This window comes from Streptomyces sp. B5E4 (genome assembly GCF_039871555.1).
GTDB lineage: Bacteria > Actinomycetota > Actinomycetes > Streptomycetales > Streptomycetaceae > Streptomyces.
Genome location: NZ_JBDPMI010000016.1, coordinates 96,869 through 120,458, shown reverse-complemented (window position 1 = coordinate 120,458; position 23,590 = coordinate 96,869). Strand labels below are relative to the sequence as shown.

The following is a 23,590-nucleotide window of genomic DNA, read 5'->3' as shown; positions in this document are numbered from 1 at the left end:
TCAGGAGTTCCCCAGGTTCTCGACCAGGTCGAACAGGTCGTCGTCCGTCGCGGCGTCCAGATCGCCGCGGCTCTCCGGCTCCGTGGTGCCCGGGTCCTGCGGCTCGTCGTGCCAGCGCGCCAGCAGGCCGCGCAGCCGTACGGTGATGCGGCCGCGGTCGGCGCCGAGCGCCGCGGCGGACCCGGCGAGTACGGTCAGGCTCTCCTCCAGCCGGTCCAGCTCGCCGAGCAGGGCCTGTGCCGGGCCGGCGGTGCCCAGGTCGAGCCGTTCCCGGAGGTGTGCGGCGACCGCCGCGGGGGCCGGGAAGTCGAAGACCAGGGTGGCCCGCAGCCGGGTGCCGGTGGCCCGCTGGAGGCGGTTGCGCAGCTCCATCGCCATGAGGGAGTCGAAGCCGAGGTCCTTGAAGCCGCGCTCCGCGTCGATCTGCGCGCGGTCCGCGTGCCCGAGCACGTCCGCCACCTGGGCGCGTACCAACTCCAGGAGGGCCGCTTCCTGTTCCGCTTCTGGCAGCGCGGACAGCCGCGCGACCAGGTCGTCCGCCGGCTCGGCCGCCGCCGGGGCCGCGCCCGGCGCCGCGGGCGCCTGGACCAGCCGCCGCAGCAGGGCGGGCAGTTCCCCGGCGGCGGCGAGGGCCCGCAGCCTGGCCGGTACGAGCCGCACGGGCGCCAGCGCGGGAGAGCGCCGTCCTTCGGGGAACGCGAGCGCGGCGTCGAAGAGGGCCAGGGCCTCGGCGGTCGCCAGCGGGGCGACGCCGGTACGCCCGATCCGCGCCCGGTCCGCCGCGTCGAGCGCGCCGGTGATGCCGGAGGCGGACTCCCACAGCCCCCACGCCAGCGAGGTCGCCGGCAGCCCGGCGGCGCGGCGGTGGTGGGCGAGGGAGTCGAGGAAGGCGTTGGCGGCGGCGTAGTTCGACTGGCCCGCGGAGCCGCCCGTACCCGCGAAGGACGAGAAGAGGACGAACGCGGCGGGCGGCCGGGGCAGTGCGCGCGTCAGCTCGTGCAGCGCCCAGGCGGCTGCGGCCTTCGGCGCCAGCACCCGGTCGACGGCCTCCGGCGTCAGCGAGTCGAGCACGCCGTCGGCGACCGTGCCGGCCGCGTGCACGACGGCGGTCAGCGGACGGCCGGCCGGAATGCCGGCCAGCAGAGCGGCCAGCGCCTCGCGGTCCGCGACGTCGCAGGCGGCGACGGTGACGTCCGCGCCCAGCTCCGTCAGCTCGGCCACCAGGGCGTCCGCGCCGGGCGCTTCCGCCCCGCGGCGGCTGGTCAGCAGCAGGTGCGTGGCGCCGTGTTCGGCGACCAGGTGCCGGGCGACCAGCGCGCCGAGCGTGCCGGTGCCGCCGGTGACGAGGACCGTACCGTCGGCGTACCCCGGGGCGGGGGGTGCGGCGGGGTCCGGCCGGAGGGGGACGCGGACGAGGCGCGGGACACTGAGCGCGCCGCCGCGGAGGGCGAGTTGCGGCTCGCCGGAGGCGACGGCGGCGGTCAGCGCGTGCCGTGACTCCTCGCGGTCGTCGGTGTCGACCAGCACGAGGCGGTCGGGGTGTTCCTCCTGCGCGGAACGGACGAGGCCCCAGACCGGCGCGTGACACAGGTTCGGCGACTCGTCGCCGAGGGCCACCGCATTGCGGGTGACGACGGTCAGGCGCCGGTCTGCGTTCTGCTCGTCGGCCAGCCAGGTCTGGAGCGCGCCCAGGGTGCGCAGCAGGACGGCGCGGGCGGCGGTCGGTACGTCGGCCGCGTCCTCCTCGTCCCCGACGACGAGGAGGGGATGGTCGTCGTCGCTTCCGGCGGGGGTACGGGCGCCGGGGCGGCTCGGGGGCGCCGACCACTCGACCTCGTAGAGCGAGGTCGCGCGGGTGCGCAACTCCGCGACGGGCAGCGGACGCAGGGCGAGCCGGTCCACGAAGACCGCCGGGGCGCCGTCCGCGTACGTGGCCGCCAGGGCGACCGCGTCGGGGCCCGCGGGGGTGAGGCGGGCGCGCAGGGTGGCCGGTCCGGGGGCGGCGGGGGCGTGGAGGTGGACGCCCTGCCAGGTGAAGGGCAGGCGGGGCGCGCCGTCCGGGCGGTCGCCGGGGCGGCCGTCGAGGCCGATGGCGTGCAGGGCGGCGTCGAGCAGCGCCGGGTGCACGGCGAACGGGGCCGCCGGGTCGGCGAGGTCGGGGAGCGTCACCTCGGCGAGGATGTCGCCGCCGTGCCGCCAGGCGGCGCGGAGCCCCCGGAACGCGGGGCCGTAGGTGAGCCCGGTGGCGTCGAGGTGCGCGTAGAGCGAGGTGAGGGAGAGGGGGGTGGCGTCCGCGGGCGGCCAGACGGCGGCGGGCGGCGGCGGGGCCTGCGGCGAGTGGGGCTGGACGGTGGCGGTGGCGTGCCGCGACCAGGGCTCGCCCGCTGCGTCCCCCCGGGGCCGCGCGTAGACGGCGACGGTACGCCGCCCGCCCTCGTCCGCGCCGCCCACGGTGACCTGAAGGTCGACGGCGCCGTCGTCCAGGAGGACGAGAGGAGCCTCCAGGGCGAGTTCGTCCAGGTGGGCGCAGCCGGCGTGGTGGCCGGTGTGCAGGGCGAGTTCGAGGAGCGCCGTCCCCGGGAGGAGGACGGTGCCGGCTACCGCGTGATCGGCGAGCCAGGGGTGGGTGCGGAGGGAGAGGCTGCCGGTGAAGAGCAGGCCGTCGCCGCCGGCGAGTTCGACGGGCGGGCCGACCAGGGGGTGGGACGCCGGCGCGGCGGGCGCGGCGGGGGTGGCGTCGAGCCAGAGGTGCTGGTGCTGGAAGGGGTAGGTGGGGAGGTCGGGCAGGTGGGCGGGGGGCGGAGTGGATGCGCGGGTGGCGAGCCCGTGGGCGTGGGTGTGGGCGCGTGCGAGGGCGAGGCGGTGGGGGCTGTCGTCGTCGCGGTGGAGGGTGGCGTGGGTGACGGCTTCGGCGTCGGCCGCGTCGACCGTTTCCTCGATGGCGGTGAGCAGGCCGGGGTGGGGGCTGGGTTCGAGGAAGTGGCCGTAGCCGTCGGCCAGCAGCGCTTGGACGGTCTGGTGGAAGCGCACCGGGGAACGCAGATTGGTGAACCAGTAGCCGGCGGTGAGGGTGGTGGTGTCGACCGGCCCGGCGGTGACGGTGGAGTAGAAGGGGATGTCGGCGGCCCTGGGCTGGATCCCCGACAGCCGCTTGCCCAGGTCCGCTTCGAGAGGTTGGACGAGGGCCGTGTGCGAGGCGTACGTCACCGGAACCCGCCGGTGCCGGATGTCGTGGGCGGCACAGTGCTCCTGCACCGCGTCCAGCGCCGCCACCGGGCCCGCGACGACCACCGCCGCGGGCCCGTTGAACGCCGCGACCGACACGTCTCCCGAAACACCGCAGTTCTTCAGCAGCCCCTCCGCACCGGTCTCGTCCAGCGCGACGGACAGCATCCCGCCCGTACCGGCCAGGGCCGTCAACGCCCGCGACCGCAGCGCCACCACCCGGGCCGCGTCGTCCAAGCTCAACGCACCGGCGGCATGCGCGGCGGCGATCTCGCCCTGCGAATGCCCGATCACCGCATCCGGACGCACGCCGTGGTGCTCCCACCAGCGCGTCAACGCCACCATCACCGCCCACAGCGCGGGCTGCACCACCTCCACCGGCTCCAGCACCGCAGGATCATCGCCGGTGAGCACCTTGAGCAGGTCGAAGTCCGTGTACGGGGCCAGAGCTTCGCCGCACTCCGCGAGCGCGTCCGCGAACACCGCGGACTCTTCAAGCAGCCGGGCACCCATGCGGACCCATTGGGACCCCTGCCCCGGGTACACGAACACCGTCTTCCCCGGTACGACAGTCCCCTGCACCACACCGTCATGCGGCGCACCCGCGGCCAGCGCCTCCAGACCCGCCGCCAACTCCGCCCGCTCCGCCCCGACGACCACTGCGCGCTCGTCGAAGCGGGCCCGTGCACTCAGCGCGTCGGCGACCCCGCTCAGTGACACGTCCGGATGGTCGGCCAGATGCGTGTGCAGCCGCCCGGCCTGGGCGCGGAGCGCCGTCGCCGTGTGGCCGCTCAGCGGCCAAGAGGTCACCCCCGGCGCCTCGGCGCGCTCCTCCACACCCCGCTCTTCGGCCTGTTCGAGGATCACGTGGGCGTTCGTGCCGCTCACCCCGAACGACGAGACCGCCGCCCGCCGCGGCCGGTCCACCTCCGGCCACGACCGCGCCTCGGTCAGCAGCCGTACCGCGCCCGACTCCCAGTCCACGTGCGGCGTCGGCTCGTCCACGTGCAACGTCCGCGGCAACTCCCCATGCCGCATCGCCTGCACCATCTTGATGATCCCCGCGACCCCCGCCGCCGCCTGCGTGTGCCCGATGTTCGACTTCACCGACCCCAGCCACACCGGCCGCTCCGCGGCACGCCCCCGGCCGTACGTCGCCAGCAGCGCCTCCGCCTCGATCGGATCGCCCAGCGTGGTGCCCGTACCGTGCGCCTCCACGGCATCGACATCGGCGGCACCCAGCCCCGCGTGGGCCAGCGCCGCACGGATCACCCGCTGCTGCGAAGGACCGTTGGGCGCCGTCAACCCGTTGCTCGCACCGTCCTGGTTCACCGCCGAACCACGCACCACCGCCAGCACCCGGTGCCCGTTCCGCCGCGCCGCCGACAACCGCTCCAGCACCAGCACACCGACCCCCTCGGCCCAGCCCGTGCCGTCCGCCGCCGCCGCGAACGACTTGCACCGGCCGTCGGGCGCCAGCGCCCGCTGCCTGCTGAACTCGATGAACGCCTGCAGCGCCGACATCACCGTCACCCCGCCCGCGAGCGCCAGGTCGCACTCGCCCGTACGCAGCGATTGCGCCGCCAGATGCAGCGCCACCAGCGACGACGAACACGCCGTGTCCACCGTCACCGCAGGACCCTCAAGCCCGAAGGTGTACGCCACCCGGCCCGTCGCCACGCTGCCCGCGCTGCCGTTGCCGAGGTAGGGCTCCAGCTCCGCGGGCGGACGGCTCACCCTGGCCGCGTAGTCGTGGTACATCAGGCCGGTGAACACGCCGGTGCGGCTGCCGCGCGCCGACTCCGGGTCGATGCCCGCCCGTTCGAAGGCCTCCCAGCTCGTCTCCAGCAGCAGCCGCTGCTGCGGATCCATCGCCAGCGCCTCGCGCGGCGACAGTCCGAAGAATCCGGGGTCGAAGTCCGCCGCCCCGTGCAGGAAGCCGCCCGACCACACCGACGACCGGCCCGCGCGGTCGGGGTCCGGGTCGTACAACTCCTCGGGGTCCCAGCCCCGGTCGGCGGGGAAGTCCGAGATCGCGTCACGGCCCGCCGCGACCAGCTCCCACAGCTCCTCCGGCGAGCCGACGCCCCCCGGGTAGCGGCACGCCATGCCGACGATCGCGATCGGATCGTCCGCCGCGGCCGCCCGCGGCACTCCCGCGCCCGCGTCCGCCCGGGTCTCCGTGCCGAGGCCGAACTCGGTGAGCAGGAAGCCCGCCAGCGCCGCCGGGCTGGGGTAGTCGAAGACGAGCGTCGCGGGCAGCCGCAGTCCCGTCTCGCGGGCGAGGCCGTTGCGCAGGTCGACGGCCATCAGCGAGTCGAAGCCCAGGTCCCGGAACGCCTGCGCCTCCGGTACGGAGCCCGGCGACTCGTGCCCGAGCACCGTGGCCGTCTGCGTACGCACCAGGTCGAGCGCCGCCGTCGCGCGCTCGGCACCGGGCAGGGCGGCCAGCCGCTCCCGCAGCTCCGGCGCCCCCGCACCGGGCGCCGCGGCCGACACCGCCCGCCTCCCGGGCGTACGGACCAGGCCCCGCAGCACGGGCGCCGGCGCGTCGGCGCCCGCGAGGGCGGCCGTATCGAGCCGTACGGGCAGCAGCACCGGCTCGCCGGATTCGGCGGAACCGGCGGACGCGCACGCCGCGTCGAAGAGCGCGAGCGCCTCCGCGTCCGGCAGCGGTGCGACCCCGGACCTCGCCATCCGCGCCCGGTCCGCCGCCCCCAGCCCGGCGGTCATGCCGCTCATCCGCTCCCACAGCCCCCACCCGAGGGCGACCGCCGGCAGCCCCTGCGCCCGCCGGTGCCGGGCCAGGGCGTCGAGGAACGCGTTCGCCCCCGCATACGCGCCCTGACCGGCCCCGCCGAGGACGGAGGCGGCGGAGGAGAAGAGGACGAAGGCGTCGAGCGGGAGTCCGCGGGCGAGCGTCAGCTCGTGGAGATGGAGCGCACCCGTCACCTTGGGGGCGAGAACACGGTCCAGTTGCCCGGACGTGAGCCCCGCGAGCAGCCCGTCCTCCACGACGCCCGCCAGGTGGACGACGGCGGTCAGCGGGTGCGCCGCGGGGATGCCGTCGAGGAGCCGGGCGGTGGCGTCGCGGTCGGCGAGGTCGCAGGCGGCGACGGTGACGGTGGCACCGAGGGCGGTGAGTTCGTCGCGCAGCGCGGTGGCGCCCGCGGCGGCAGGCCCGCTGCGGCCGGCGAGCAGCAGGTGGCGTACGCCGTGTTCGGTCACCAGGTGCGCGGCGAGCAGCCCCGCGAGCGTGCCGGTGCCGCCGGTGATCAGCACGGTGCCGTCGGGATCCCACCGCGGTCCCGGCGGCGGCTCCGCCGGGGCGGGGGCCCGGTGCCGGACGAGCCGGGGCGCGGTGAGGCGGCCGGCGCGTACGGCGACCTGCGGCTCACCGCAGGCGAGGACCCGCCGTACGGTACGCGCCGGATCCTCCGCGGCCGCGTCGTCGTCCAGGTCGACGAGGACGAACCGGCCGGGCGCCTCCGACTGCGCCGAGCGCAGCAGCCCCCAGACGGGAGCGGTCGCCAGGTCGGGTACGTCGCCGGGGGCGGCGGCGACGGCGCGGCGGGTGAGCACGACGAGCCGCGCATCGGCCGCCGCCGCCCGCTCGTCGGCCAGCCAGGTACGTGCCACGTCGAGGGCGCGGTGGAGCGCGGCGGTGGCGTCGGCCGCCTCGCCGAAGGGCAGGACGACGGCCTCGGGGATCTCCGGCAGGGCGGCGGTGTCGGCGATCTCGCCGATCTCGGCGATCTCGCCGATGCCGGTGCTGCCGGCGGCGCCGGCCGGGCCCGCCGCCTCCGTGTCCGTCGCGACCGGGGCCCAGTCCAGCCGGTACAGCGAGTCGGTCGCGGGGCGCGCGAGCCGGTCGGCGGCGAACGGCCGCGTCACCAGGGCGTCGACGGCGGCGACGGGCTGCCCGAGCGCGTCGGCGACCGTGAGCGCGACGGCGTCGGGCCCGGCCGGTGCCAGCCGCACCCGTACGGCGGTGGCGGCGACCGCCTCCAGCCGCACCCCGCCGAAGGAGAACGGCAGTTGTGCCCGGTCGGGCTCCCGGCCCGCGCCGAGGCCGAGCCCGATGCCGTGGAGGGCGGCGTCGAGCAGCGCCGGGTGGATGCCGAAGCGTGCGGCGTCGGCGGTGGCCTCCTCGGGCAGCACCACCTCCGCGAACACCTCGTCGCCGCGCCGCCACGCGGCCCGTACGCCGGTGAACACCGGCCCGTAGGACAGGCCGAGGGCCGCGAGCCCCGGGTACAGCCCGTCCACCGCGACCGGCTCCGCTCCCGCGGGCGGCCAGGCGGCCGGGTCCTGCCGGTCGGCCGCCGGGGCGGGGAGGGCGGCGAGGCGGCCGGAGGCGTGCTCCGTCCAGGGGCCGGGCGGCACGCCCCCGGGTTCGGGCCGCGCGTGGATACGTATCTCCCGCCGCCCCGCGGCGTCGGCCTCCGCCACCAGCACCTGGATCTCCACGGTCCCCGCATCCGGCAGCACCAGGGGCGCGTGCAGGGTCAGCTCCTCCACGCCCAGGTCCCGCTCGTCCAGCCGCGCCGCCGCGGACAGCGCGAGTTCGACGTACGCGGTGCCGGGGAGGAGGACGCTGCCGGCGACGGCGTGGCCGGCGAGCCAGGGGTGCGTACGCAGGGAGAGCCGGCCGCCGAGGACGAGGCGGTCGCCGTCCGCGGGGCGGGTGACGGTCTCGATGAAGGGGTGCGCGTCACGGCCGGCCAGCGACGTCCCGGGGGCGAAGGGCGGGAGCCAGTAGTCCTTGTGCTGGAAGGGATACGTGGGGAGGTCGTCGGCCAGGCGGGCGCCGGGGAGCAGCGCGGGCCAGGCGGGGGAGGCGGCGTGGTGGGTGTGGAGGGTGGCCAGGGCCGTGAGGAGGGTGTGGCGCTGGTCGCGGGTGCGGCGCTGGAGGGGGACGGCGAGGTGGTCGGTGCCGTCGGCGAAGGTCTGGCCGGCCAGGGTGGTCAGGGCGGCGTCGGGGCCGACTTCGAGGAAGGCGCCGGCGCCGTTCTCCGCGAGCCGGGCGAGGTGGTCGGCGAAGCGGACGGGTTCGCGGACGTGGCGTACCCAGTGCTCGGGGTCGCGGAGCCGGTCGGCGTCGGTCGCCATCGGTATCCGCGGGGGATGGAAGGTGAGGGTGCGGACGACCTCGCGGAACGGCTCCAGCATGCCGTCCATGTGGGGGGAGTGGAACGCGTGGCTCACGTGCAGCTCACGGGAACGGAACCGTTCGGCGACGGCACGCGCCTCGGCGGCGTCACCCGAGATGACGGTGGCGGTCGGGCTGTTGAGCGCCGCGATCGTGACGCCTTCCGTGAGGTGCGGGGCGACCTCGTCCGCGGCGGCGTGCAGGGAGATCATGACGCCGGTGGCGGGCATCTCCTGCATGAGGCGGGCCCGGGTGGTGACCAGCAGACCGGCGTCGGCGAGGCCGAGGACACCGGCGCAGTGGGCGGCGGCGACGTCGCCGACGGAGTGGCCGGCGAGGTGGCCGGGGGTGATGCCCCAGTGGCCGAGGAGGCGGAAGAGCGCGACCTCGTAGGCGAAGAGCGCGGGCTGCGCGTAGCGGGTCCGCCCCAGCAGCCCGGCCTCAGCCGAGCCCTCCCCGGCGAACATCACCTCGCGCAGCGGACGGTCGAGATGCGGGTCGAGCGCCGCCGTCGTCTCGTCCAGCGCCTCGGCGAAGGCGGGGAAAGCGGCGTACAGGTCCCGGCCCATGCCCGGGTGCTGGCTGCCCTGCCCGGAGAAGAGGAACGCCAACGCGCCCGCCACGGGGCCGGTGGCCGGGCCGGTGACGAGGCAGGGGTGCGCGGCGCCCTCGGCCAGCGCGGCGAGCGCCGCCGGGTCGCCGTCCAGGACCACGGCGCGGTGCCGGTGCCCGGCCCGGGACGTGGCCAAGGTGTGGGCGACGTCGGCCGGTTCCGTGTCCGGGTGGCGCTCGACGTACGCCGCGAGCCGCGCGCCCTGGGCGGCCAGCGCCCGCGGCGTCTTCGCCGACAGCGGCCACAGCGGCGCCCCGGGACGTGCCTGCGGCTGCTGCTCCGCGGCCTCCGGCGCCTCCGGGGCCTGTTCGAGGATCACGTGCGCGTTGGTGCCGCTGATGCCGAACGACGAGACCGCCGCCCGCCGCGGCCGGTCCGCCTCCGGCCACGCACGCGCCTCCGTCAGCAGCCGTACCGCGCCCGACTCCCAGTCCACGTGCGGCGTCGGCTCGTCCACGTGCAGCGTCCTGGGCAACCGCCCGTGCCGCATCGCCAGGACCGTTTTGATGATCCCCGCGACCCCGGCCGCGGCCTGGGTGTGCCCGATGTTGGACTTGACCGACCCCAGCCACAGCGGCCGGTCCGCGGTACGCCCCTGCCCGTACGTCGCGAGCAGCGCCCGGCCCTCGATCGGGTCGCCCAGCTCCGTGCCCGTACCGTGCGCCTCCACCGCGTCCACGTCGCCGGGAGCCAGGCCCGCGTTGTCCAACGCCGCCCAGATGACCTGCTGCTGGGCCGGGCCGCTGGGGGCGGTGAGCCCGTTGCTGGCGCCGTCCTGGTTGACGGCGGATCCGCGCACCACCGCCAGCACGCGGTGCCCGCGGCGCCGCGCGTCCGACAGCCGCTCCAGCGCGAGGACGCCGACGCCCTCCGCCATCCCCATGCCGTCCGAGCCCGCCGCGAACGCCTTGCACCGCCCGTCGGCGGCGAGCGCGCCCTGCTTGCCGAACTCCACGAAGGTGCCCGGCGTGTACATCACCGTCGCCCCGCCGGCGAGGGCGAGATCGCTCTCGCCGGAGCGGAGCGACTGCGCCGCCAGGTGCAGCGTCACCAGGGACGTCGAGCAGGCCGTGTCGACGGTGACGGCGGGACCGGAAAGACCGAGCGTGTACGCGATCCGCCCCGACGCCACGCTCGCCACGGACCCGGTGACGAGGTGCCCCTCGACCGCCCCCGGGGCGTACTCCAGCGGGGCCCCGTACTCGTGGTAGTTGCGGCCGACGAAGACCCCGGCCTTCGCCTCCTCCAGCCCCGCCGGGTCGATGCCGGCGTGCTCCAGCGCGGCCCACGCGCTCTCCAGCAGCAGCCGCTGCTGCGGCTCCATCGCCAGCGCCTCACGCGGCGAGATGCCGAAGAACTCCGCGTCGAAGCCGGCGGCGTCGTCGAGGAAGCCGCCCTCGCGCACCGTGGTCGTACCGCCCGGTCCCGGTCCGAAGAGGCGTTCCAGGTCCCAGCCGCGGTCGGCCGGGAACGGGCCGATGGCGTCGCGCTCCTCGACGAGGAGCCGCCACAGCTCGTCGGGCGAACCGACCCCGCCGGGGAAGCGGCAGGCCATGCCGATGATCGCGATCGGCTCCGCGGCCCGGTCCTCGACCTCCTGGAGGCGCCGCCGGGCCTTGCGCAAGTCCACGGTGACCCGCTTGAGATAGTCGCGGAGCTTGGCTACGTCCTCGGCCATGGCGCGTCCTTCACGTCGTGCGGCGGTCCGGCGGTGGATACGGCGGTCGGCATGGGTCTCACGCCTCAGCCGTCGCGGAATTCGCGGTCGATGAGGTCGAACATGTCCTCGTCGCTGACGAGATCGAGATCGTCGTCCGCCGCCTCCGGGCCGTCCGCCTCGTCGGCGTCCGCCGCGGGTGCCGTGCCCTGGGTGTCGAGGCCGGCCAGCAGGGTCCGCAGGCGGGCGGCGATCTCCGTACGTTCCTGGGCGCCCACCCCGTGCGCCGTGACCGCGGCCTCCAGGCGGGCGAGTTCGGCGCGTACGGCGGCGGCGGGCGGCTCGTCGGCGAGTTCTCCGGCGAGTTCCCCGCCGAGGAAGCGGGCGACGGCGAGCGGGTGGGGGTGCTCGAAGACCAGGGTGGCGGGCAGCCGCAGACCGGTCGCCTCGCCGAGCCGGTTGCGCAGCTCCACGGCCAGCAGGGAGTCCATGCCGCGCTGCCGGAACGGGGTCTTGTCGGTGAGGTCCGCCGGGTCCGCGGCACCGGGCCGCCCGCCGAGGACCGCGGCGAGGCAGCCGTGGACGACGGCCAGTAGCTCCTTCTCGCGCTCCTCCGGCGCCAGTCCGGCCAGCCGCTGCGCGAGCGGCGACCCTTCGCGTACGGGCCCGGCCGCCGCCTGCTCCGGCGGCGGCCGCAGTTCTGCGGCGATCTCCGCGAGCAGCGGGCTGGGCCGGGCGGAGGTGAAGACGGGCAGGAACCGTTCCCAGTCGACGTCCGCGAGGGCCACGAACGTCTCGTCGTGGTCGAGCGCCTGCCGGAGTCCGGCGAGCGCCGTCTCCGGGTCGAGCAGCGGCAGCCCCTGCTTGCGCAGGAATGCCGGATCGACCGCGTCCGGCAGCGTGTCGCTGCCCCACACCCCCCAGGCCACGGAGGTGGCGGGCAGCCCGCGCGCGCGGCGCTGCTCGGCGAACGCGTCCAGCCAGGCGTTGGCCGCGGCGTACGCCCCGTGGTCGCCGCTGCCCCACACGCCGGCGATGGAGGAGAAGAGCACGAACGCCTCCACCGGGTGATGCGCCAGCAGCTCGTCCAGATGCCGCGCGCCCGCGACCTTGGCCTCGACGACCTCGTGGAACTCCTCGACGGTCAGCGCGTCCAGCGAGTTGAGCCGCATCGCCGCCGCCGCGTGGATCACGGTGCCGATCCGGCAGCCGTCCGCGTCCAGGCGGCGTACGAGGTCGGCGACCGCGTCCCGGTCGGCGACGTCGCAGGCGGCGACGGTGACCCCGGCGCCCTGCTCCTCGATCTCGGCCACCAGCTCCGCGACGCCGGCGGCCGCCTCGCCGCGGCGGCTGACGAGGACGAGGTGTTCGGCGCCCGCGGCGACCAGCCACCGCGCGATGTGCGGGCCGAGGGCGCCGGTTCCGCCGGTGACGAGGGTGGCGTGGCGGGGGCGGTAACCGGCGCCGGGCGGCGGCGCATTGTGCGGGGCGCGGGTCAGGCGGGGGGTGTGGCCGCCGTGGTCGCGGATGGCGAGGTGGGGTTCGTGGCCGGGCAGGTCCCGGCCGGCGAGGTGCTGGACGAGGCGGGTGTAGTGGTGGGGCCCGGGGTCGGCGGGGAGGTCGATGAGACCGGCGAAGTGCCGGACGTACTCCAGCGCGGCGACCCGCCCGAGCCCCCAGGTCTGGGCGTGCTCGGGGTCGGGGGGCGGGTCGTGGGGGGAGGTCCGTACGGCATGGGTGGTCACGGTCCACAGAGGGACGGCGGGGTGCCGCTGCCGCTCGTGGAGGCGGGTGAGGGTGGCGGTGGGGTCGGGATCGAGGTTGAGGATGCCGGCCGGGTCGGGGTGGCCGGGGTCGGTGGTGACGGCGGCGCCGGCGGCTTCGAGGGCGGCGACCAGGGCGGCGGGCGCGGGCGTACCGGGTGGGGGGAGAAGAAGCCAGGTGCCGGTGAGCGCGGGCGGGGCGGCGGGGGGTGTGTGGGGGCGCCAGGTGACGGTGTAGCGCCAGGTGTTGAGGGTGTCGTGGGTCGATTCGGCGGCCCGGGGCGGGGAGAGCCAGAGGTGTTGGTGCTGGAAGGGGTAGGTGGGGAGGTCGGCGGGCGGGGCGGTGGTGCCGAGGGTGGCCGACAGGCCGTGGGCGTGGGTGTGGGCGCGTGCGAGGGCGAGGCGGTGGGGGGTGTCGTCGTCGCGGTGGAGGGTGGCGTGGGTGACGGCTTCGGCGTCGGCCTGGTCGATGGTGTCTTCGACGGCGGTGAGCAGGCCGGGGTGGGGGCTGGGTTCGAGGAAGTGGCCGTAGCCGTCGGCGAGGAGTGCCTGGACGGTCTGGTGGAAGCGCACCGGGGAGCGCAGATTGGTGAACCAGTAGCCGGCGGTGAGGGTGGTGGTGTCGACGGGCCCGGCGGTGACGGTGGAGTAGAAGGGGATGTCGGCGGCCCTGGGCTGGATCCCCGACAGCCGCGCCTTAAGGTCCGCTTCGAGGGGTTGGACGAGGGGGGTGTGCGAGGCGTACGTGACGGGGATGCGGCGGTGGCGGATGTCGTGGCGGGCGCAGTGCTCCTGCACCGTGTCCAGCGCCGCCACCGGGCCCGCGACGACCACCGCCGCGGGCCCGTTGAACGCCGCGACCGACACCTCCCCGGCAACACCGCAGTTCTTCAGCAGCCCCTCCGCACCGGCCTCGTCCAGCGCGACGGACAGCATCCCGCCCGTACCGGCCAGGGCCGTCAACGCCCGCGACCGCAGCGCGACCACCCGCGCCGCGTCCGCCAAGCTCAACGCACCCGCCACATGCGCGGCGGCGATCTCGCCCTGCGAATGCCCGATCACCGCATCCGGACGCACGCCGTGGTGCTCCCACCACCGCGTCAACGCCACCATCACCGCCCACAGCGCCGGCTGCACCACCTCCACCGGCTCCAGCACCGCGGGATCATCGCCGGTGAGCACGTCGAGAAGATCGAAGTCGCTGTACGGGGCCAGAGCTTCGCCGCACTCCGCGAGGGCCTCGGCGAAGACCGGGGACTCCTCCAGCAGCCGGGCACCCATCCGCACCCACTGCGACCCCTGCCCGGGGTAGACGAACACCGTCCCGCCGGACACCTCTCGCCCGGTCACCACGCCCGGATGCGGCACGCCGTCCGCCAACGCCGCCAGCCCCGCCAGCAGTTCCTGCCGGTCCTCCCCGACGACCACCGCGTGCCGCGTCAGCCGCGCCCGCGTCCGCAGCGCCGCCGCGACGGCTTCGGGCCGCAGCCCGGGGCGCTCCGCCAGATATCCGTGCAGCGTCCCGGCGTACGCGCGCAGGGCGTCGGCTCCCTGGGCGGAGAGCGGCGCGCCCACGGGTCCGGCGGGTGCCGCGGCCGGGGGTTCGGGCTCCGGCTCGGCCTGTTCGAGGATCACGTGGGCGTTCGTGCCGCTCACCCCGAACGACGAGACCGCCGCCCGCCGCGGCCGGTCCACCTCCGGCCACGACCGCGCCTCGGTCAGCAGCCGTACCGCGCCCGACTCCCAGTCCACGTGCGGCGTCGGCTCGTCCACGTGCAACGTCCGCGGCAACTCCCCATGCCGCATCGCCTGCACCATCTTGATGATCCCCGCGACCCCCGCCGCCGCCTGCGTGTGCCCGATGTTCGACTTCACCGACCCCAGCCACACCGGCCGCTCCGCGGCACGCCCCCGGCCGTACGTCGCCAGCAGCGCCTCCGCCTCGATCGGATCGCCCAGCGTGGTGCCCGTACCGTGCGCCTCCACGGCATCGACATCAGCGGCACCCAGCCCGGCGCTGTCCAGCGCCGCACGGATCACCCGCTGCTGCGAAGGACCGTTGGGCGCCGTCAACCCGTTGCTCGCACCGTCCTGGTTCACCGCCGAACCACGCACCACCGCCAGCACCCGGTGCCCGTTCCGCCGCGCCGCCGACAACCGCTCCAGCACCAGCACACCGACCCCCTCGGCCCAGCCCGTGCCGTCCGCACCCGCCGCGAACGACTTGCACCGGCCGTCCTCGGAGAGCCCGCGCTGCCGGCTGAACTCCACGAACGTCCCCGGACTCGCCATCACGGTGACACCACCCGCGAGCGCCATCTCGCACTCACCCGTACGCAGCGACTGCGCCGCCAAGTGCAGCGCCACCAGCGACGACGAACACGCCGTGTCCACCGTCACCGCAGGACCCTCCAGCCCGAACGCGTACGACACCCGGCCCGACGCCACGCTCGCCTGGGTCCCGGTCAGCACATGCCCCTCGACGCCCTCGGCGCCCGCGTCCACGCCCACCGCGTAGTCGTGGTACATCAGCCCCGTGAACACGCCGGTGCGGCTGCCCCGCAGCGCGGACCGGTCGATGCCCGCCCGCTCGAACGCCTCCCAGCTCGTCTCCAGCAGCAGCCGCTGCTGCGGATCCATCGCCAGCGCCTCGCGGCGCGACAGCCCGAAGGGTTCGGGGTCGAAGTCCCCGGCCCGGTAGAGGAAGTGCCCCGCCCGCGTGTGCGAGGTGCCCGACCGGTCCGGGTCGGGGTGGAACAGCCCGTCGAGATCCCAGCCCCGGTCGGTGGGGAACGGGCCCAGGCCCTCCCGCCCTTCGGTCACCAGCCGCCACAGGTCCTCGGGCGAGGCGACGCCGCCGGGGTAGCGGCAGGCCATGCCCACGATGACGACGGGGTCGTCCGCGCCATCCGCCGCTCCGCCGCCCGGCCGCCGCGCGGCGGCGGAGTCCGTGCCCGCGGCGTCCTCGCCGAGCAGGAAGGCGGTGAGGGCGTGCGGCGTCGGGTAGTCGAAGGCGAGGGTCGTCGGCAGGCGCCGGCCGACCACGTCGGCGAGGCGGTTGCGCAGTTGGACGGCCGTCAGCGAGTCGAAGCCGAGGCTCTTGAACGTCTGGCCGGGCTCGATCGGCTCCGCGGAGTCGTGCCCGAGCACGCTCGCCGCCTGTTCCCGTACGAGCAGCAGCGCCGCACGCTCCCGCTCGGCCGGCGCCATGCCCGCCCAGCGCGCGGCGGGGGTGTCCTCCGCCGCAGCGGCGGCGGACCGGCGGGCGGGCAGCCGGACGAGGTTCCGCAGCACGGCCGGTACGGCTCCGCCGCCGTCGCCGAACGCGCGGAGGCCGAGGCGGGCGGCGACCAGGTGCGGCGGCTCCCCGCCGGCCGCGGTGCGCGTGGCCGCGTCGAAGAGGGCGAGCGCGTGGTCGGTGCCGAGCGGCGCGACCCCGTGCCGGGCCATGCGCCGGATCTCGGCGTCGCCGAGGTGCCGGGTCATGCCGCTGGCTTCCGCCCACAGTCCCCAGCCGATCGAGCGGGTACGCGGCCGGCGGTGGGCCAGCGCGTCGAGGAAGGCGTTGGCGGCGGCGTAGTTCGCCTGGCCGGGGGTGCCGAGCGTGGCGGTGGTGGAGGAGAAGAGGACGAGCGCCGGGGGTTCCGGCAGGTGGGCGGTGGCGCGGTCGAGCGCGAGCGCGGAGTCGACCTTCGCCGCCAGGACGGCGTCCAGCCGCTCCGGGGTGAGGTTGGTGATCAGGGCGTCGTCGAGCACCCCGGCGGCGTGGACGACGGCCGTCAGCGGGCCCACCGCGGCGGTGGCGTCGATCAGCTCGCGTGTGGCGTCGGGATCGGTGAGGTCGCAGGCCGTGACGGTGACGGTGGCGCCGAGGGCGGTCAGTTCCTCGCGCAGCGCGTCGGCGTGCGGCGCGCGGGGTCCCCGGCGGGAGACGAGCCGGAGGTGGCGTACGCCGTGGCGGGTGACCAGGTGGCGCGCCAGCAGCGCGCCGAGGGTGCCGGTGCCGCCCGTGACGAGGACGGTGCCGTCGGGCCCGAAGGGCGAGGCCCCGGGGTCGGCGGGGGTGTGGCGGGCGAGGCGGGGGACGGTCAGGCGCCCGGCGCGGAGGGCGAGTTGCGGCTCGCGGGTGGCGAGCGCCGCGGGCAGCGCGGCCACGGAGGCGGGGTCGTCGTCGGTGTCCACGACCACGAACCGGTCCGGGAACTCCGACGCGGCGGAGCGCAGCAGCCCCCACAGCGCGGCGCCCCCGAGGTCGTCCACCCGGTCGCCGGGCTCGACCGCCACCGCCCCGCCGGTCACGAAGACCAGCCGCGCGCCGTCGAACCGCTCGTCGCCGAGCCACCCCTGCACCAGCTCCAGCGCCCGGGCCACCGAGGCGCGTATCCCGGTGGCCTCAGGGGCGGCGGCGGGCGGCCGGACCACCGCGAACTCCGGGACCGGGACGGGCAGGACGGCCAGGTCGGCGAGGTCGGCGAGCTCGACGTGCTCTGCCCGGTCCTGCCCGTGCGGCAGCGGCTGCCACGCCACCCGGTACAGCCCGTCCTGCCGCGCGCCGACCGCGTCGCGCAGCCGCTCCGCCGCCACCGGCCGCAGGGACAGCCGGTCCACCGTGACGACGGGGTCGCCGGCCGGGTCGGTCATGACCAGGGCGACGGCGTCGTCGCCGAGGCGGGAGGCGCGTACGCGCAGGGAGGTCGCGCGGGTCGCGTGGAGGCGTACGCCCGACCAGGAGAAGGGCAGCAGCGTACGGTCGGACGGCGCACCGAGGAGCACCGCGTGCAAGGCGGCGTCCAGCAGCGCCGGATGCACGCGGGAGCGGTCGGCGTCGGCGGTCGCCTCGTCGGGCAGGGCCACTTCGGCGAAGGTCGCGTCGCCGCGGTCGTCGTGCCACAGCCGCCGCAGGCCCTGGAAGACGGGCCCGTAGTCGTAGCCGCGGGCGCCGAGCCGCGGGTAGCCGTCGGAGAGGTCGACGGGGACGGCGGTGGCGGGGGGCGGCCAGGGCAGGACGGCCGCGGGCGGAGCGGCGGCGGTACGGGACAGCACGCCCTCGGCGTGCGGGGTCCACGGCGCTTCGTCGTCGGCGGCCGGGCGGGCGTGGACGCCGAACGTCCGCCGGCCCTCGGCATCCGGAGCGGCCACGGTGACCTGGAGGCGTACCGCTCCGGTGGCCGGGAGGAGCAGGGGCGCCGACAGGGTCAGCTCGTCGACCTGATCGCATCCGACCTGGTCGGCCGCGTGCAGCGCCAGCTCCACCAGCGCGGTGCCGGGCAGGAGAACGGTGCCGGCCACGGCATGATCGGCGAGCCAGGGGTGCGTGGCGAGCGAGACCTCCGCGGTGAACAGCACGCCGCCCGAGGTGGCGAGAGAGACGGGGGCGTCGAGGAAGAGGTGGTGGCCGTCGGTCCCGGCGGACGCGGCGACGGTGGGGGAAAGCCAGAGGCGCTGGTGCTGGAAGGGGTAGGTGGGGAGGTCGGCGGGCGGGGCGGTGGTGCCCACGGTGACGGGCAGGCCGTGGGCCTCGGTGTGGGCGAGCGCCACGGCGAGGCGGTGGGGGGTGTCGTCGTCGCGGTGGAGGGTGGCGTGGGTGACGGCTTCGGCGTCGGCCGCGTCGACCGTTTCCTCGATGGCGGTGAGCAGGCCGGGGTGGGGGCTGGGTTCGAGGAAGTGCCCGTAGCCGTCGGCCAGCAGCGCCTGCACGGTCTGGTGGAAGCGGACGGGCGAACGCAGATTGGTGAACCAGTAGCCGGCGGTCAGCGCGGTCGTGTCCATGGCCCCGCCGGTGACGGTGGAGTAGAACGGGATACGCGCCGCTCGCGGCCGGATACCCGACAGCCGCTGCTCCAGGTCCGCTTCCAGCGGCAGGACCAGCGCAGTGTGCGAGGCGTACGTCACCGGAACCCGCCGGTGCCGGATGTCGTGGGCGGCACAGTGCTCCTGCACCGCGTCCAGCGCCGCCACCGGTCCCGCGACGACCACCGCCGCGGGCCCGTTGAACGCCGCGACCGACACCTCCCCGGCAACACCGCAGTTCTTCAGCAGCCCCTCCGCACCGGTCTCGTCCAGCGCGACCGAGAGCATCCCGCCCGTACCGGCAAGGGCCGTCAACGCCCGCGACCGCAGGGCGACCACCCGGGCCGCGTCGTCCAAGCTCAACGCACCCGCCACATGCGCGGCGGCGATCTCGCCCTGCGAATGGCCGATCACCGCATCCGGACGCACGCCGTGGTGCTCCCACCACCGCGTCAACGCCACCATCACCGCCCACAGCGCGGGCTGCACCACCTCCACCGGCTCCAGCACTTCGGGGTCGTCGCTGGTGAGCACCTTGAGCAGGTCGAAGTCCGTGTACGGAGCAAGGGCTTGGGCGCACTCGCCGAGGGCCTCGGCGAAGACCGGGGACTCCTCCAGCAGCCGGGCGCCCATCCGCACCCACTGCGACCCCTGCCCCGGGTACACGAACACCGTCTTCCCCGGCACGGCGCTCCCCTGCACCACACCGTCGTGCGGCACACCCGATGCCAGCGCCTCCAGCCCGGTCAGCAACTCCGCGCGCCCGGCCCCGACGACGACCGCGCGCCGGTCGAACCGCGTGCGGCGTACGAGTGCGGCCGCCACCTCCTCGGCGCGCAGCGCGGGCCGCTCCGCCACGAAGCCGTGCAGGCGGTCCGCCTGTGCCCGCAGCGCCGCCGCCGTACGGCCGCTCAGCGGCCACGAGACCACCCCGGGCGCCGCGGCATGCTCCTCCGCACCCCGCTCTTCGGCCTGTTCGAGGATCACGTGCGCGTTGGTGCCGCTGATGCCGAACGACGAGACCGCCGCCCGCCGCGGCCGCTCCGCCTCCGGCCACGACCGCGCCTCGGTCAGCAGCGAGACACCTCCGGCGGCCCAGTCCACGTGCGGCGTCGGCTCGTCCACGTGCAACGTCCGCGGCAACTCCCCATGCCGCATCGCCTGCACCATCTTGATGACCCCCGCCACGCCCGCCGCCGCCTGCGTGTGCCCGATGTTCGACTTCACCGACCCCAGCCACACCGGCCGCTCCGCGGCACGCCCCCGCCCGTACGTCGCCAGCAGCGCCTCCGCCTCGATCGGATCGCCCAGCTCCGTACCCGTACCGTGCGCCTCCACCGCGTCCACGTCCGACTCGGCGAGCCCGGCGCTCGCGAGGGCCGCGCGGATCACCCGTTCCTGCGCCAGCCCGTTGGGCGCCGTCAGTCCGTTGCTCGCGCCGTCCTGGTTGATCGCCGTGCCGCGCACGACCGCGAGCGGCCGGCGCCCGTTCCGCCGCGCCACCGACAGCCGCTCCAGCACCAGCACGCCGACGCCCTCGGCCCAGCCCGTCCCGTCCGCAGCCGCCGCGAACGACTTGCACCGGCCGTCCGCCGACAGCCCGCGCTGCCGGCTGAACTCCACGAACATCCCGGGCGTCGACAGCACCGTCACCCCGCCCGCCAGCGCCGTCGCGCACTCGCCCGCGCGTATCGACTGCGCGGCCAGATGCAGCGCCACCAGCGACGACGAACACGCGGTGTCCACCGTCACCGCGGGACCCTCAAGCCCGAAGACGTACGCGATCCGGCCCGAGGCGACGCTCGGGGTGGTGCCGGTGAGCACGTAGCCCTCCAGCCCGTCCGCGGCCTCGTGCATGCGCGGCCCGTAGTCCTGCGCCGTGGCGCCGACGAAGACCCCGGTGCGGCTGCCCCGCAGCGGCCCGGCCGCGATGCCCGCGTGTTCGAGGGCCTCCCAGCTCGTCTCCAGCAGGAGCCGCTGCTGCGGGTCCATCGCCAGCGCCTCGCGGGGCGAGATCCCGAAGAACTCGGGGTCGAAGCCCGCCACATCGTCCAGGAAGCCGCCCCGCGCGGTGTACGACGTGCCCGCGCGGTCGGGGTCCGGGTCGTGCAGGCCGTCCAGGTCCCAGCCGCGGTCGGCGGGGAAGTCCCCGGTGGCGTCCCGCTCTTCGCGGAGCAGCCGCCACAGCTCGGCGGGCGAGCCGACGCCGCCGGGGTAGCGGCAGGCCATGCCGACGATGACCACCGGATCGTCGTCACCGGACGCCGGGTCCTGGTCGCCGTCCGGCTCGGGCCGGGCTTCGTCGCCGCCGAGTGCGGTGTGCAGCCAGGCGGCCATCGCCGCGGGCGTCGGGTGGTTGAACAGGGCGGCGCTCGGGAGGCGTACGCCGGTGCCGGCGGTGAGGCGCCGGCGCAGGTCGGCGGCGCCGTAGGAGTCGAGGCCGAGGTCGCGGAAGGCCGTGTCGGTGCTGACGTCGCCCGCCGAGTCGTAGCCGAGGGCGGCGGCCGTGTGGGTCCGTACGAGATCGGTGAGGCCGGCGAGATCGGCGGGGGCGGGCTCGTCGGCCGGTTCGGCCGGCGGGACGTCCGGCGGCTCCGGCAGTTCCCGCGCCACGGGCCGCGCCTCCGGCGACGGCCCGGTCCAGTGGCGGCTGCGCTGGAAGCGGTAGGTGGGCAGCTCGACCCGGCGCGTGCCCGCGTCGGCGAAGAACGCGTCCCAGCCGATCCCGGCGCCGTGCACGTGGAGTTCGCCGAGGGTGGCGAGGAGGGACCGGTCGTCCGCCATGTCGCGCCGGAGCGTGGGCAGCACCAGGGCCTCGGCGTCCTCCCCCAGGCAGTCCCGGGTCAGCCCGCTGAGCACGGCTCCCGGCCCGATCTCCAGGAACACCGCCGCCCCGCCGGCGCTTGCGGCGCGCGCGCCGTCGAGGAAGCGGACGGCCTCGCGGACGTGCCGTACCCAGTAGTCCGGGCCGCACAGTTCCCCGGCCGTGGCCGGGGCGCCGGTGAGGTTGGAGACGACCGGGATGCGCGGCGGACGGTAGGTGAGGGCTTCCGCGGCCTCGCGGAAGGCGTCGAGCATGCCGTCCATGTGCGGCGAGTGGAAGGCGTGGCTGACGCGCAGCGCGGTGGTCCTGCGGCCGCGCGCGGACCAGGCGGCGGTCAGGTCCCGTACGGCGCCGGCGTCGCCGGAGACGACCGTCTCCGCGGGGCCGTTGAGCGCGGCGATCGCAAGACGGCGGCCCGGCTCCCGTTCGTACGCGGCGAGGCCGGCCCGCAGTTCGGCCTCGCTCGCCTCGATCGCGGCCATGGCCCCGTCCGCGGGGAGGGCCTGCATGAGCGCGCCCCGGGCGGTGACGAGGGCGGCGGCGTCGGCGAGATCAAGGACCCCGGCGACGTGCGCCGCCGCCAACTCGCCGACGGAGTGGCCCAGGAGCACGTCGGGGGTGACGCCCCAGCGTTCCAGCAGCCGGCAGAGGGCCACCTCGACGGCGAACAGCGCGGGCTGGGTGAAGACGGTGCGCCCCAGCAGCTCCGCTTCCGGGGACTCCGCCCCGGCCAGGACGACGTCCCGCAGCGGCGGCGCGTCCGGCACGTGCCGGGCGAGGTGGGCGTCGAGTGCGGCGCACACGGCGTCGAACGCCTCCGCGTACGCGGGGTACGCGGCGTACAGCGCGCGCCCCATGCCCGCGCGCTGGCTGCCCTGCCCGGAGAACAGGAACGCCAGGCGCCGCCCCGGCGCGTCCGGCCGCGCGGGGCCCGCGCCGCGCAGCACATGGGGCGCGTCCCGGCCGTCCACGAGCGCGGCCAGGCCCGACAGCAGGGCCTCGCGGTCCCCGCCGAGCACCACGGCGCGGTGCTCGAACGCCGAGCGGGTGGTGGCCAGGGAGCCCGCGAGGTCGGGCAGTCCGGCCCGGTCGGGGCCGGCGTCGGTGACGTACTCCGTCAGCGCCCCGGCCTGCGCGCGCAGGGCCGCCGCGCTGCGCCCCGACACCAGCCACGGCAGCGTGCGGGGCGGGCCGTCCCCCGCGCGGTGCCCGTCCGCGGGCGCCGGGCGCCAGTCGGCCAGCACCACGTGGCAGTTGGTGCCGCCCATGCCGAACGAGCTGACCCCGGCGACGAGACGTTCGTCCGCCGCCCGCGGCCACGGCCCCGGCGCGGTCCGCACGCTCAGCTTCAGCTCGGCCAGCGGAATCCCCGGGTGGGGCTCCTCGAAGTGGAGGCTGGGCGGCAGCTCCCGGTGCTTCAGGCTCAGCAGCGCCTTGATCAGGCCGACCGCGCCGGCGGCACCCTCCAGATGCCCGATGTTGGTCTTCACCGAGCCGACGACCAGCTCCTCGCCGGCGCCGCGCCGCGCCGTCCCCAGCGCGGCGCCCAGGGCCGCCGCCTCGACGGGGTCGCCCACCGGCGTCCCCGTGCCGTGGAGTTCGACGTACTGCGCCTCGCCCGGGTCGACCCCGGCGTCCCGGTACGCGGCCCGGATGACGCTCTCCTGCGCCGCGGGGTCGGGCGCCGTCAGCGTACGGCCCGTGCCGCTGCCCAGCGCGCTGCCGAGGATGACGCCGTGCACCGGGTCGCCGTCGGCGAGGGCGTCGGCCAGCGGCTTGAGGACGACGATGCCGCCGCCCTCGCCGCGTACGTAGCCGTTGGCCCGCGCGTCGAAGACGCGGCAGCGGGCGTCGGCGGCGTCCGGCGAGAGGGCGCCGAAGAGTTCGGCGGCGGCGAACCCCTCGGCGAGGAGGTTCAGATGGACGCCGCCCGCGAGGGCGAGGGCCGACTCGCCGTCCAGGAGGCTCCGTACGGCCAGGTGCACGGCGGCCAGCCCGGAGGACTGGGCGGTGTCGACGGCGAGGCCGGGGCCGGCCAGGCCGAGCAGGTGCGACAGGCGGTTGGCGAGGGCCGCGCGGCTCAGGCCGGTGGTGCTGTGCGCGGAGAGGGCACCCGCGGCGTGCTGGAGCCGGGCGTAGTCGTCGGTCATCGCGCCGACGAACACGCCGGTACGGCTGCCGCGCAGCTCCCCGGGCCGTACCCCCGCGTGCTCCAGCGCCTCCCAGGCCAGTTCGAGCGCGAGGCGCTGCTGCGGGTCGACAGCCGCGGCTTCACGCGGTGACATGCCGAAGAACGCGGCGTCGAACCGGTCGACCTCGTCGAGGAAGCCGCCGTGGACACCGGCCGGCAGACCGCGTCCGGCGGGAGCCGGCGCGACGGCGTCGACGCCGTCGCGCAGCAGCCGCCAGAACGCCCCCGGGTCCGCCGCCCCGGGAACACGGCAGGCCATCCCCACCACGGCGATCCGGCGATCGGCCGGCACACGTGCTTTACCGCTTCTCTCGCTCATGACTCCCCCGTACGATCCGGCGGGTCTGCGCGGGGTGAGCCGCGGGCGCGCGACGT

2 protein-coding genes are annotated in these 23,590 nt (G+C 76.4%); both read right to left on the bottom strand.

The features are described 5' to 3' along the window. Positions 1-10,668 carry a type I polyketide synthase gene (locus ABGA99_RS21315; protein ID WP_347583214.1) on the bottom strand — a complete coding sequence of 3,556 codons (10,668 nt, stop codon included), beginning with the start codon at positions 10,666-10,668 and terminating at the stop codon, positions 1-3. A 65-nt stretch (positions 10,669-10,733) separates the two neighbouring features. Then, positions 10,734-23,534: a type I polyketide synthase gene (locus ABGA99_RS21310; protein WP_347583213.1), complete on the bottom strand. Its 12,801-nt coding sequence runs from the start codon at positions 23,532-23,534 to the stop codon at positions 10,734-10,736. Between the last annotated feature and the right edge of the window lie 56 nt (positions 23,535-23,590).